Here is a 14,183-nt window from a genome sequence, read left to right as displayed (position 1 = left end):
GTACATGCTCACCTCAATATAAAGAATCTAATCAAACATTAACGGGCATTATAAAAACAATCTATTTTTTTTAAAATAGATAAAAACAATCGAATTAACTATTATTGATAGGAATTTAAGGTGTCATTATGATTTTAATTTTTAATCTTTACTACTCTGAGTTGTAATTCATTGCTTTATAAAATATTTTTTTAATATCAGTGGTTGTTTTAACCATGTGAAACTATTATTAAAATATCTCTAACTTAATAATGTCTTACAATTTACACGGTTATGGCAATGATTAGTAACTAAAAATCACTTGTACTTACGATTTAAGTTTATTTTAAAAATTAAAATTTATTTAAAATAAGACGGCGTAATTAACATTAAAAAATAGGTAATTAGATAGCTTAACTTTAAAACCGACTTTATCTAAATACCATAATTCCACTTTTTCCTTGAAGATAAGAAAATAGCTCGACATCCATTACCCGTAAATTTTTTCGTTGCGAAGAGGCATGGCGAAATATCACCTTTTCCCCTTCTCGAATCACAACCCCCACATGGGTAACATCCAATCCTGATGCTGAGGAATAAATACCAATGTAATCCCCTGTTTTTAACTGCTTCAGTAGTGTTCTATCAATAAATCGAGTTGGGACATAACTAATCACTCTTGGTGTTATTTTAACCGTAGCAATAATAGGGTCACCGTTACTTTTTTTATTAAGTTGTTTATTAACAAAAACCGTATGGGGGCTTAATTGAGCCGTTATATCAGAGACAACTTTATGCTCCCCTTCCGCCCAATCAGAAAAGAAATGACGACGTTGATTAAATGCGACTTTTGCATCGACATAGCGTATTTTTTCTAAATATGAGGCAAATTGTTCAGCATCATCCGCATGTTTAAAGGCTTCGCTATACTCAATGAATGTCATGCAATCAACGGCTTTTAAATCAATAATTAACCGTTCAGCAGAGAATGCATCCATATTTAAAGTGCGATTGTTGTACGGGGTGCCCAACAAAATAGCGGTGGCATTCACCATTTTTTGCTCCGCAGAACTACCTTGGCTGGCTGAAATCGCCTTCTCTAAAACGCCGTAAGATCCAGTGGTTAAGACCACTTCAGGCACTTCTGTCGCTTGAACGCTGCTTGAGCACAACCAAAAAATACCTAACAGCCACCCAAGCGGATTACATTTTTTCAACCCAGCCATATTCCCCTACTTGATTTTCATCTTAATGCCATCGACTAACTCATTATAGTTATTATTTATCATTCTGTTAGGCTGAAATGGTCACGATTACTCCCAAATTACTCTCCGATCCTCTTCTTGATTCAGATCACAGATATGTCGAAATCTTCATTTTGATCATTGCAACAATTGTTTTTTCATTGAACAATGTTACCGGTAACATAAAGAGTACTGTTTGTATAATGGAGCCATTATCATGAGCAAAAATATTTCTGACGTCACGCCTTCAACGAAGGTCAATGACCACATTTTACAGATCACCCAACGTATCATCGAGCGTTCTAAAGAGACTCGAAAAGCCTATCTCGAAAAAATTGAACAGGCTCGTAGCAGTACTGTGCATCGCGCTGAATTAGCGTGTGGGAATCTGGCTCATGGTTTTGCCGCCTGCCAAAGCGAAGAAAAAAGCATTCTCAAAAGCATGACCCGTTCCGATATCGCTATCATTAACTCCTATAACGACATGCTTTCCGCCCATCGCCCCTATGACCGCTACCCTGACCAATTGAAACAAGCACTCTTGGAAAATGGCGCCATTGGGCAAGTAGCCGCTGGTGTTCCTGCCATGTGTGATGGCGTTACCCAAGGGCAAGATGGTATGGAGCTCTCATTACTGAGCCGCGATGTTATCGCGATGTCCACTGCCATCGGGCTTTCCCACAATATGTTCGATGGTGCGCTCTATTTAGGGATCTGCGACAAAATTGTTCCAGGGCTGATGATGGGCGCACTCTCTTTTGGGCACCTACCCGCAGTTTTTGTCCCCGCAGGTCCCATGAGCACTGGCTTGCCCAACAAAGAAAAAGTGAGAATTCGTCAGCTATATGTTGAAGGAAAAGTGGATCGCAATGCATTACTTGATGCTGAAGCCGCGTCCTATCACAGCATTGGTACCTGCACATTTTACGGCACCGCAAACTCTAACCAAATGGTGATGGAAGTGATGGGACTACATTTACCTGGCTCTTCCTTTGTTCCGCCTGATTCCCCATTACGTGATGAACTTACTCATGCTGCAGCTCGCCAAATTACACGTCTTACTGAGCAATCAGGAAATTATTTACCGATTGGTAAACTGGTTGATGAAAAAGTGATTGTGAATGGTGTTGTGGCGCTTCTGGCAACAGGGGGATCCACCAACCTCACCATGCATCTGGTGGCGATTGCACGCGCCGCTGGTATCATTATCAATTGGGATGATTTCTCTGATCTTTCTGCTGTCGTTCCGCTGATTTGCCGTATTTATCCAAATGGCCAAGCCGATATTAACCAATTCCAAGCGGCCGGTGGCGTTCAGTTGTTGATCCGCCAGCTCCTTGCTAAAGGTTTACTCCATGATGACGTTCACACTGTTGCCGGATTTGGGCTATCACGCTATACCCTCGAACCTTGGTTGGACAACGGTCAATTATCTTGGCGTGAAGGGGCAAAAAATTCTTATGATCTTGAAGTGATTGCTGATATTGATCATCCTTTCTCCCATCATGGTGGGACTAAACTACTGTCTGGAAACCTCGGTCGCGCTGTGATGAAAACCTCAGCCGTACCCGTTGAAAACCAAGTGATTGAAGCCCCAGCCATCGTGTTCAATAATCAAAATGATATTGCACCACGTTTTGAAGCTGGTGAATTAGATAGAGACTGCGTAATTGTGGTTCGTTTCCAAGGACCATCTGCGAATGGCATGCCTGAATTACATAAATTAATGCCACCACTCGGGGTATTATTGGACAAAGGCTATAAAGTAGCGTTAGTCACTGACGGACGGTTGTCGGGAGCATCGGGTAAAGTGCCTTCCGCTATTCATGTCACGCCAGAAGCTTACAATGGCGGCTTACTTGCAAAAGTCCAAGATGGTGATTTAATTCGCGTTAATGCATTAACGGGAGAGATTGAGCTTCTCGTGGACGAACAAATTTTATCTGCTCGTCAACCTTATCAAGCTGACCTGAGTGCGGAACGAGTGGGTTGTGGTCGAGAGCTGTTTGGTGCATTAAGACAACATTTATCTGGCGCCGAAGAAGGTGCTTGCAGCATTAATTTTTAATTTATACCGCTTAATAGGATTTATTATGAATAATTGGAAAATGACCGCTGAAGATGTTCTAAAACAAGGTCCTGTTGTTCCTGTCATTGTGATCAAAAAACTCGAGCAAGCCGTTCCTTTAGCAAAAGCCTTACTCAAAGGCGGTATCAAAGTATTGGAAGTCACGTTAAGAACGGAATGCGCTATCGAAGCTATCCGACTTATTGCTGAAGAAGTCCCTGAAGCGATTGTAGGTGCTGGTACTGTCATCAATGCAAAACAGCTAGCAGAAGTGACCCAAGCGGGTGCGCAATTTGCTATCAGTCCTGGTTTAACGGACGAGTTATTAGCGGCGGCAAATCAAGGCAGTATTCCATTAATTCCTGGGATTTCCACCGTATCTGAATTAATGGCGGGCATGAACTATGGGCTTAAAGAATTCAAATTCTTCCCAGCCGAAGCCAATGGTGGCGTGAAAGCGCTCAAAGCAATTGCAGGACCTTTCTCTCAAGTTCGCTTCTGCCCAACTGGCGGGATCTCCCTCGCCAATTACCGTGATTATCTCGCGCTAGACAGCGTGTTATGTATTGGCGGCTCATGGTTGGTACCTGAAGATGCTCTGGAAAATGGCAACTACGATAAAATCACCGAATTAGCACAGCAAGCAGTGCAAGGTGCTCTGTAATTGCTAAGTCATGAAGTGGGTCATTGACCCACTTTTAATCAACTAAACCGTAGAGATAGCGCGAAGAAATCGACGACAAAAGCGCTGATCTTCCGAGTAAGCAAACACATCTTCGACATACCCATCCAAAATGCGTTTTTGCAGTTTTTGCCAATAATCCGCGCTAAATAAATCTTGATGATGCAGCTGCAAATAGTCCCTGACTTTCGGATCTTGGCATAAGAATTGCGCAAACTCTTCGGGGAAAACATCTTGCTCTCGCACACTGTACCAAGGTTCGCCTGAGAGCTCTTGTTCAGGGTAGAGCGGCTCAGGGATATGGCGAAAATTCACCTCGGTCATATAGCAAATTTCATCATAATCATAAAATACCACCCGACCATGGCGTGTTACCCCAAAGTTTTTAAATAGCATATCCCCCGGGAAAATATTGGCGGCAGCCAGCTGCTTGATGGCGCAACCATATTCTTCTATCGCGTGATAAAGCTGCTCATCCGATGCTTCATCCATAAAGATATTCAGCGGGATCATCTTACGTTCCATATAGAGATGACGAATTAATATTTTATCCCCCAAATCTTCAACCTGAGACGGCGACTCCGTCAGTAACTCGGTCATTAGCTCATCACTGACAAAACGCTTTTCAATAATAAAGTTTTCAAACTCTTGAGTATCTGCCATGCGCCCCACTCGGTCGTGCTCTTTGACCATTTGATAACACTCAAGCACTCGAGCTTTAGTTACCTCTTTTTGTGGCGCAAATTTATCTTTAATAATCTTAAATACCCGATCAAATGATGGCGCCGTAAACACCAACATCACCATCCCTTTCACGCCGGGGGCAAGGGTAAATTGTTCTCGTGAAAAGTTTAAATACGCCAAATATTCTCGGTAATATTCTGTTTTACCGTGCTTTTGGCAACCAATCGCCATATACAATTCAGCGATTGATTTACTAGGTAAAATTTCACGGAGCCAGAAAACTAACCCTGCCGGAAATGGCGCATACACCATAAAATAGGAACGAGCGAAGCCAAACACTATGCTCGCGTCATCAAACCCAGTTAAACACGCGTCTACATACATTTTTCCGTCTTCATTATGGTGTATAGGCAATAAGAATGGGTAAACTTGGTGATTGATATATAGCTTTCCAACTAACCATGCAGCTTTATTTCGGTAAAACAACTCATTCGCCACATGTAATTGGGCACTTTGCTCTACAATCTCAGGGAAGCGCTGCCTTAGTGTTTCCACAATACATTCAATATCAAAGGCTAAATCTCGCCACACCAAGCGAATCGGCAACCCGCTTAAGATCCCATTAAATACCGTTTCCATGTTCCCATTAAGCTTATATTCGCGAGCTAATGGCCTCGGTAAGGTGCAAAAGCGCCTAGCAGGTTGTGAAGTAAAGATAAACAGATTTTCTTGGGTTAACTCTCGATGTTGAAACAGTCGGCAATACACTGAATTAAAAAAACTTTCAGCAATTTCAAAACGTGGGTAATCCGGTAGCAATGTCGCATAGACCTGTTTGATCCTCGCCAAATTGTAGGGACTGAGCGATTGCACTAGCCCCATACATTGCAGCTGAGCAACGACAAGCCCCACATGATGGTCATACAGCTTTATCCTTTGTTTCATCGCGTGTTGAACCGCATGCCAATCCCCGCGTTCAAAGCGTTCTTGAGCACCCGATGTGATTTCAAGAAATCGCCCATATTGCGCATCAAAGCCCTGCAAAATGGTTTGAGCGATGATCTGTTCAGTTTCGAGGGTCATCTTCACTCTCCCAATAAAAAACAGGCACTTACGTGCCTGAAAACTCAAAAGATACACTTATGTCAACACATATACACCGAGCAATAGGAACCGTATATTTCTCCCCGACTAGAATTGCTCTTCTTCAGTCGAACCTGTTAATGCCGTGACTGAAGAGCTCCCCCCTTGAATCACCGTCGTCACCTTATCAAAATAGCCAGTTCCCACTTCTTGCTGATGAGAAGAAAAGGTATAGCCTTTATTGATAGCCGCGAATTCACATTCCTGTACTTTATCAACATAGTGTTTCATTCCCTCGCCTTGCGCATAGGCGTGGGCAAGGTCAAACATGTTGAACCACATGCTGTGAATCCCCGCCAAGGTAATAAACTGGAAGCGATAACCCATATCTGACAACTCTTGTTGGAAACGAGCAATGGTGCTGTCGTCCAAATTTTTCTTCCAATTAAATGAAGGTGAACAATTATAAGCCAGTAATTTTCCTGGGAATTTAGCGTGAATTGCCTCAGCAAATTGGCGCGCAGCTTCCAGATCTGGCTTGGAGGTTTCACACCAAACTAAATCAGCATAAGGGGCATAAGCTAAGCCTCGGCTAATCGCTTGCTCTATCCCTGCCGTGGTACGGAAGAAGCCTTCGGCCGTACGCTCACCAGTGATAAATGGCTCATCATAAGAGTCACAATCTGATGTTAATAAATCAGCAGCGTCCGCATCCGTTCTAGCAACTAAGATAGTAGGAACACCTGAAACATCCGCCGCTAAGCGTGCCGCAACTAATTTTTGGATTGCTTCTTGGGTTGGAACTAAGACTTTCCCGCCCATATGGCCACATTTTTTCACCGCCGCCAATTGATCCTCAAAATGCACCGCCGCTGCGCCCGCTTCAATCATATGCTTCATCAATTCAAACGCATTCAGAACCCCACCAAAGCCAGCCTCTGCATCCGCGACGATAGGTAAAAAGAAATCAATATATTCTTTATTATCGGGACCAATGCCATTCGCCCACTGAATTTGATCCGCACGACGGAATGTGTTGTTGATCCGCTGAACCACGTTAGGCACTGAATCCACAGGATAGAGTGATTGGTCTGGGTACATGCTGGATGCCGAGTTCGCATCTGCCGCAACCTGCCAGCCAGAGAGATAAACAGCTTCAATCCCCGCTTTTGCTTGTTGCAATGCTTGCCCACCAGTTAATGCACCTAATGCATTTACGTAGCCTTTCTTCGCGCCGCCATTCAGCTGTGCCCAAAAGCGTTCAGCACCTTTACGAGCTAATGTATGCTCAGGATTGACCGAGCCACGTAATTTAATTACTTCTTCCGCCGTATATGGGCGAGTGATGCCTTTCCAGCGTGGTTTTTTCCACTCATTTTCCAATTGAGCAATCTGTTCTAAGCGCGATGTTGTCATGATTTACATCCTTTCTTGTTATCTGTCTTTGTAGGGTAATTGAGTGTTATTTGTATTCTTCAGGTTGGCTAATCAAGTAACTGGTAGCCTGGTATCGTTAAGAATTCGATCAATTCATCTTGGGTTGTGATTCGGCGCATCAACTCACTAGCTTCTTTGAATCGCCCACTTTGAAAACGATGGTCACCAAGCTCTTTCTGGATGACTTGCAACTCTTCATCCAGCATCTCTTCAAATAACTCTTTAGTGACTTTCATGCCGTTCGATAGTGATTTGCTATGACGGATCCACTGCCAAATTGATGTCCGCGAAATTTCAGCCGTCGCCGCATCCTCCATCAAACCGTAGATAGGTACACAGCCATTTCCTGAAATCCATGCTTCAATGTATTGCACCGCCACTCGAATATTGGCGCGCATACCCGCTTCGGTTCTTTCGCCTTCACAAGGTTTTAGTAGCCGCTGCGCTGTAATTTCATCATCATTTTCACGTCGGATATTCAGCTGGTTTTTTCGCTCACCTAATGCTTCGTTGAAAACCGCCATGACGGTGTCAGCCAAACCTGGGTGCGCTATCCATGACCCATCATGACCATTACGCGCTTCCAACTCTTTGTCCGCTTTCACTTTGGCGAGAATGGCTTGGTTTTCCTGCGCATCTTTACTTGGAATAAATGCGGACATTCCTCCCATTGCAAACGCACCGCGGCGATGACAGGTTTTAATCAGCAAACGTGAATAGGCACTTAGAAATTCCTGCGTCATTGTCACGGACTGTCTATCCGGTAAAACGCGGTCAGCGTGCTCTTTCAATGTTTTGATGTAACTAAAAATGTAGTCCCAACGCCCACAGTTAAGCCCAACAATGTGATGACGCATGTGGTACAAAATTTCATCCATTTGAAAAACCGCTGGGAGTGTTTCAATTAACACGGTGGCTTTGATAGTGCCGCGTGGTAAGCCCACATAATCTTCTGCGGCGCTAAATACATCGCTCCACCACTGAGCTTCCTGCCAAGATTCCAGTTTCGGAATATAGAAGTAAGGACCGCTCCCCTTCGCCAGTAATGCCTGATAGTTATTGAAAAAGTAGAGCGCGAAATCAAACAGCCCACCGGGGATCGGTTGATTATCAACAAGTACATGTTTTTCATCTAAATGCAATCCACGAACTCGGGCGATCAACACTGCTGGATTAGATTTCAGTTGATAAACTTTGCCATTTTCATTGGTGTAAGAGATTTCGCCAGTGATCGCATCCCGTAGGTTAATTTGCCCATCGATCAATCTTTCCCATGATGGAGATAGAGAGTCTTCAAAGTCAGCCATAAATACTTTTACGTTAGCATTCAATGCGTTGATCACCATTTTCCGATCAACTGGTCCTGTAATTTCTATACGACGATCTTGCAAATCGTCAGGAATATTTTGAATCTTCCAATCTGAATTTTTAATGGAATTAGATTCCATAATAAAATCAGGTAAATTTCCTGCATCAATCCCTTTTTGGCGGTGAACTCTATCCTTAAGTAACTGCTCTCTTCTTGGCAAGAAACCTTCGACAAGATAAGAGAGAAAGCCAATAGAATCAGCATTTAATATCTGTTTTGCTTGCTGAGAAAATGCTTTCTTGAAGGTTAAATCTGAAATAGATAACTGCTGATCCATTGTTTTTTCCTCACTCATGGCTGGCTATGAATTAAGAGTAAACTTAAAAAACAAATAAATCAAAAACGGTTTCCATTTTAGCTTTAAATTACCGCATTGCGTTGATTATAAAAGAATTAAATGAATTTATTATTTTGCTTTTAATTTCTATCATTAAAAATAAAATGTTAAATATAAGTTAAATCATATGGTTATGTATAAACGGAAATTTTCTTTCGAAAAACAGAAAATGAGTAAACAGACAAAAGTCGCTTATTTATTCATCTAAAAAATGGAGAAAACCTTGATTAAAAGGCTAAATAATTTTGATTATTCAGCCTTATATTCGGAGATATGACCAGTTAACTGGCATTAAGTGAGTTTTTTAATCTAATGTCGGTTCCATATGAGTAAGATCGAATGGTGTGATCTGATACACATAATAATTGAGCCAATTGGAGAATAACAAGTGACCATGACTACGCCAACGAACTTCCGGCGAGTTATTGGGATCATCATTTTTGAAATAATTGCACGGCAGTTCAGGGGTGATCCCTGCATCCACATCACGCCAATATTCTTGGGACAATGTCTCTGCATCGTACTCAGGGTGCCCCGTGACAAAGGCCAAACGCTTATCTTTTGATGCAAATAAGTATGCTCCCGCTTCCGGTGAGCTGGCTAAAATATCAAGATCAGTGTTCTGACGAATATAGTCTTCAGGGAAATCGGCATAACGGGAATGCGGCGCATAAAAAGAAGCATCAAACCCGCGAGTTAATAACGCATAAGGCGCTAATGTTTCGTGTGAATATACACCAGAGAGTTTCTCTTTGCGGGTCAATTTAGGTAAATCATACAATACGTTAAGTGCAGCTTGAACTGCCCAACAAACAAACAATGTTGATGTCACATGCTCTTTTGCCCATGCAATCACTCGCTCTATTTGTTCCCAATAACATACGTCAGCAAATTCAACTAAGCCTAGCGGAGCACCTGTGACAATTAAGCCGTCAAAATTTTGGTGTTTAATATCTTCAAAATCGCAGTAAAAATTATTCAAGTGTTCAGTTGGCGTATTCTTAGATTCTCGCTGATCAATGCGTAGAAGCTGAATGTCGACTTGCAATGGCGTGTTTGATAACAACCGTAAAAATTGGTTTTCAGTTTCAATTTTTTTCGGCATCAAGTTCAGTATCAGTACTTTCAAGGGACGAATCTCCTGAAGGCTGGCTCTTGTCGTGGTCATGACAAAAACATTTTCTTCACGCAAGAAATTAACTGCTGGTAGCTCATCAGGCAGGCGAATTGGCATAGTTCATCCCCTTAAATATACTTTGTACGTTTAGACTTCTAGAATGCTAAACAATCTAACCAATGTAACTCTACTTGTCGAGCGTTTCAAAGCAAGTTGAAATAATTTCAAGCGATGGTTGGTGTATTAGGAATATTAAAAGTCTAGCAAACTAGTAACTTAATGATATTCAGACTTTTTATTACAGCTTAATAGCTAAAATGGCTTAGACTTTTTTGATCTGAAGTAGAGAGGATTTTAAGACTTATGATTTCTTGAATAATGATTTTCGGGTGGTAGTTTTTGCATAGTAGCCTTTAAATACAGGCATCCAGAGAGTAAGAACAACGAAATTAGTGAGATCTGAAGGGGGCTGTTTCGATAATCGCGCTTCAAAGGATGACTACCTTGCCTTTTATCACCTATTTTTTAGGCCCCCAAACGCAAAAAAGCCACCCAATGGGTGGCTTCTCGGCTAATTTAATGTCTGGCAGTTCCCTACTCTCACATGGGGAGACCCCACACTACCATCGGCGCTACGGCGTTTCACTTCTGAGTTCGGCATGGGGTCAGGTGGGACCACCGCGCTATTGCCGCCAGACAAATTCTGTTTATTCCCGTCTAAGTTTTTTCTTAAACCAGAACTTCAATCCTGAACAAGCTGTGTGTCTACCTTTCGGCTTCTCACTTGCTTTGAAAATCAACTCAATCTCTCTTCTCGAAAACACCTTCTGTGTTGTCAGGTTAAGCCTCACGGTTCATTAGTATTGGTTAGCTCAACGTATCGCTACGCTTACACACCCAACCTATCAACGTCTTAGTCTTAAACGTTCCTTTAGGACCCTTAAAGGGTCAGGGAAGACTCATCTCAAGGCAAGTTTCCCGCTTAGATGCTTTCAGCGGTTATCTCTTCCGCACTTAGCTACCGGGCAATGCCATTGGCATGACAACCCGAACACCAGTGGTGCGTCCACTCCGGTCCTCTCGTACTAGGAGCAGCCCCTTTCAATCTTCCAACGCCCACGGCAGATAGGGACCGAACTGTCTCACGACGTTCTAAACCCAGCTCGCGTACCACTTTAAACGGCGAACAGCCGTACCCTTGGGACCTACTTCAGCCCCAGGATGTGATGAGCCGACATCGAGGTGCCAAACACCGCCGTCGATATGAACTCTTGGGCGGTATCAGCCTGTTATCCCCGGAGTACCTTTTATCCGTTGAGCGATGGCCCTTCCATACAGAACCACCGGATCACTAAGACCTACTTTCGTACCTGCTCGAGCCGTCACTCTCGCAGTCAAGCTGGCTTATGCCTTTGCACTAACCGCATGATGTCCGACCATGCTTAGCCAACCTTCGTGCTCCTCCGTTACTCTTTGGGAGGAGACCGCCCCAGTCAAACTACCCACCAGACACTGTCCGCACCCCAGATAATGGGGCTACGTTAGAACATCAAACATTAAAGGGTGGTATTTCAAGGTTGGCTCCACGCAGACTGGCGTCCACGCTTCGAAGCCTCCCACCTATCCTACACATCAAGGCTCAATGTTCAGTGTCAAGCTATAGTAAAGGTTCACGGGGTCTTTCCGTCTTGCCGCGGGTACACTGCATCTTCACAGCGAGTTCAATTTCACTGAGTCTCGGGTGGAGACAGCCTGGCCATCATTACGCCATTCGTGCAGGTCGGAACTTACCCGACAAGGAATTTCGCTACCTTAGGACCGTTATAGTTACGGCCGCCGTTTACTGGGGCTTCGATCAAGAGCTTCTCCTTACGGATAACCCCATCAATTAACCTTCCAGCACCGGGCAGGCGTCACACCGTATACGTCCACTTTCGTGTTTGCACAGTGCTGTGTTTTTAATAAACAGTTGCAGCCAGCTGGTATCTGCGACTGGCTTCAGCTCCATGGGTAAACCACTTCACCTAATGCCAGCGTGCCTTCTCCCGAAGTTACGGCACCATTTTGCCTAGTTCCTTCACCCGAGTTCTCTCAAGCGCCTGAGTATTCTCTACCTGACCACCTGTGTCGGTTTGGGGTACGATTAATGATAATCTAGAGCTTAGAGGCTTTTCCTGGAAGCGGGGTATAAGCTACTTCGCCACCGTAGTGACTCGTCATCAGACCTCAGCATATAGTGAACCGGATTTGCCTAATTTACCTGCCTACATCCTTAAACCGGGACAACCGTCGCCCGGCCAGCCTAACCTTCTCCGTCCCCCCATCGCAATTATCACCAGTACGGGAATATTAACCCGTTTCCCATCGACTACGCATTTCTGCCTCGCCTTAGGGGTCGACTCACCCTGCCCCGATTAACGTTGGACAGGAACCCTTGGTCTTCCGGCGTGCGGGTTTTTCACCCGCATTATCGTTACTTATGTCAGCATTCGCACTTCTGATACCTCCAGCATGCCTCACAGCACACCTTCACAGGCTTACAGAACGCTCCCCTACCCAACAATATTTACATATCGCTGCCGCAGCTTCGGTGCATAGTTTAGCCCCGTTACATCTTCCGCGCAGGCCGACTCGACCAGTGAGCTATTACGCTTTCTTTAAATGATGGCTGCTTCTAAGCCAACATCCTGGCTGTCTGAGCCTTCCCACTTCGTTTCCCACTTAACTATGACTTTGGGACCTTAGCTGGCGGTCTGGGTTGTTTCCCTCTTCACGACGAACGTTAGCACCCGCCGTGTGTCTCCCGTGATAACATTCTTCGGTATTCGTAGTTTGCATCGAGTTGGTAAGTCGGGATGACCCCCTAGTCGAAACAGTGCTCTACCCCCGAAGATGAGTTCACGAGGCGCTACCTAAATAGCTTTCGGGGAGAACCAGCTATCTCCCGGTTTGATTGGCCTTTCACCCCCAGCCACAAGTCATCCGCTAATTTTTCAACATTAGTCGGTTCGGTCCTCCAGTTAGTGTTACCCAACCTTCAACCTGCCCATGGCTAGATCACCGGGTTTCGGGTCTATACCCTGCAACTCATTCGCCCAGTTAAGACTCGGTTTCCCTACGGCTCCCCTATACGGTTAACCTTGCTACAGAATATAAGTCGCTGACCCATTATACAAAAGGTACGCAGTCACACCATAAAGGTGCTCCCACTGCTTGTACGTACACGGTTTCAGGTTCTATTTCACTCCCCTCGCCGGGGTTCTTTTCGCCTTTCCCTCACGGTACTGGTTCACTATCGGTCAATCAGGAGTATTTAGCCTTGGAGGATGGTCCCCCCATATTCAGACAGGATAACACGTGTCCCGCCCTACTCGTCGAGTTCACAACACTAACACCTTCGGATACGGGGCTATCACCCTTTACTGCCGGCCTTTCCAGACCGTTCTCCTGATGCTAATGCTGATTAAGACTCTGGGCTGCTCCCCGTTCGCTCGCCGCTACTAGGGGAATCTCGGTTGATTTCTTTTCCTCGAGGTACTGAGATGTTTCAGTTCCCTCGGTTCGCTTCGTTTGACTATGTATTCATCAAACGATAGTGCAACGAATTGCACTGGGTTTCCCCATTCGGAAATCGTCGGTTGTAACGGTTCATATCACCTTACCGACGCTTATCGCAGATTAGCACGTCCTTCATCGCCTCTGATTGCCTAGGCATCCACCGTGTACGCTTAGTCGCTTAACCTCACAACCCGAAGGTGTCTTTTTATCAGACGACACGAAACGTCATGGCTGTGCGTGGTGAACTTCTTCGTTGGGCAGGGTTCGCAATGCTCACGTACTTATGTACGCTGCGCTTGCTGCACGCTGTCCACCTTGAATTTCACACTGCTCGCTCATGCCACTCGCTTGTGTGTTTGAAAAACACATTCAAGTTGAGATTTTTGAGAGACTCTCACATTGTTTAAGCGATAAACAATGTGCGTTGTTTTCAATTTTCAGCTTGTTCCAGATTGTTAAAGAGCATAATTGTTAAACCAACTACAACGTAATTGGCTTAATCATTATTTGTGGGGAACGTCTTTCACTCATTCTCCGCGCAATTGGCGTCCCCTAGGGGATTCGAACCCCTGTTACCGCCGTGAAAGGGCGGTGTCCTAGGCCTCTAGACGAAGGGGACACTACA

General features: G+C 44.4%; 7 protein-coding genes, 1 tRNA gene and 2 rRNA genes. 2 read left to right on the top strand and 8 right to left on the bottom strand.

The annotated features are described in order from the left end of the window. Window positions 1-410: 410 nt before the first annotated feature. Complete coding sequence (locus HFU86_RS02590) at window positions 411-1,205, bottom strand: N-acetylmuramoyl-L-alanine amidase-like domain-containing protein (RefSeq protein ID WP_187128666.1); 795 nt, start codon at window positions 1,203-1,205, stop codon at window positions 411-413. Window positions 1,206-1,440: 235 nt separating this feature from the next. On the opposite strand from HFU86_RS02590, the gene edd reads away from it, so the two are divergent. After that, a complete protein-coding gene (gene edd, locus HFU86_RS02585; RefSeq protein WP_132497077.1) occupies window positions 1,441-3,291 on the top strand; it encodes a phosphogluconate dehydratase in 1,851 nt (616 codons plus the stop codon). Window positions 3,292-3,316: 25 nt separating this feature from the next. Further along, window positions 3,317-3,955, top strand: a complete 639-nt coding sequence (locus HFU86_RS02580) for a bifunctional 4-hydroxy-2-oxoglutarate aldolase/2-dehydro-3-deoxy-phosphogluconate aldolase (protein WP_108479271.1) — start codon at window positions 3,317-3,319, stop codon at window positions 3,953-3,955. A gap of 42 nt (window positions 3,956-3,997) precedes the next feature. Here HFU86_RS02580 and aceK read toward each other — a convergent pair whose 3' ends face one another. From aceK to HFU86_RS02545, 7 genes are all read right to left on the bottom strand, one after another. Beyond that, complete coding sequence (aceK, locus tag HFU86_RS02575; RefSeq protein WP_187128665.1) at window positions 3,998-5,740, bottom strand: bifunctional isocitrate dehydrogenase kinase/phosphatase; 1,743 nt, start codon at window positions 5,738-5,740, stop codon at window positions 3,998-4,000. 108 nt (window positions 5,741-5,848) lie between these two features. Further along, the gene (aceA, locus tag HFU86_RS02570) at window positions 5,849-7,156 is read right to left on the bottom strand and encodes an isocitrate lyase (RefSeq protein ID WP_187128664.1); all 1,308 of its coding nucleotides are present in this window, start codon (window positions 7,154-7,156) and stop codon (window positions 5,849-5,851) included. A gap of 68 nt (window positions 7,157-7,224) precedes the next feature. Further along, the gene (aceB, locus tag HFU86_RS02565) at window positions 7,225-8,823 is read right to left on the bottom strand and encodes a malate synthase A (protein WP_187128663.1); all 1,599 of its coding nucleotides are present in this window, start codon (window positions 8,821-8,823) and stop codon (window positions 7,225-7,227) included. 364 nt (window positions 8,824-9,187) lie between these two features. Beyond that, on the bottom strand, window positions 9,188-10,117 hold the full coding sequence (gene metA, locus HFU86_RS02560) for a homoserine O-acetyltransferase MetA (protein ID WP_132497074.1): 930 nt from the start codon (window positions 10,115-10,117) through the stop codon (window positions 9,188-9,190). A gap of 464 nt (window positions 10,118-10,581) precedes the next feature. Continuing rightward, window positions 10,582-10,697 (bottom strand): 5S ribosomal RNA (rrf, locus tag HFU86_RS02555). Window positions 10,698-10,836: 139 nt separating this feature from the next. Next, window positions 10,837-13,742 (bottom strand): 23S ribosomal RNA (locus HFU86_RS02550). 359 nt (window positions 13,743-14,101) lie between these two features. Continuing rightward, window positions 14,102-14,177: transfer RNA gene (locus HFU86_RS02545), tRNA-Glu, on the bottom strand. Window positions 14,178-14,183: the final 6 nt, after the last annotated feature.

This window comes from Providencia sp. JUb39, assembly GCF_012272845.1.
GTDB classification, from domain to species: Bacteria; Pseudomonadota; Gammaproteobacteria; order Enterobacterales; family Enterobacteriaceae; genus Providencia; species Providencia lanzhouensis.
This window is presented reverse-complemented; position numbering and strand designations above follow the sequence as displayed.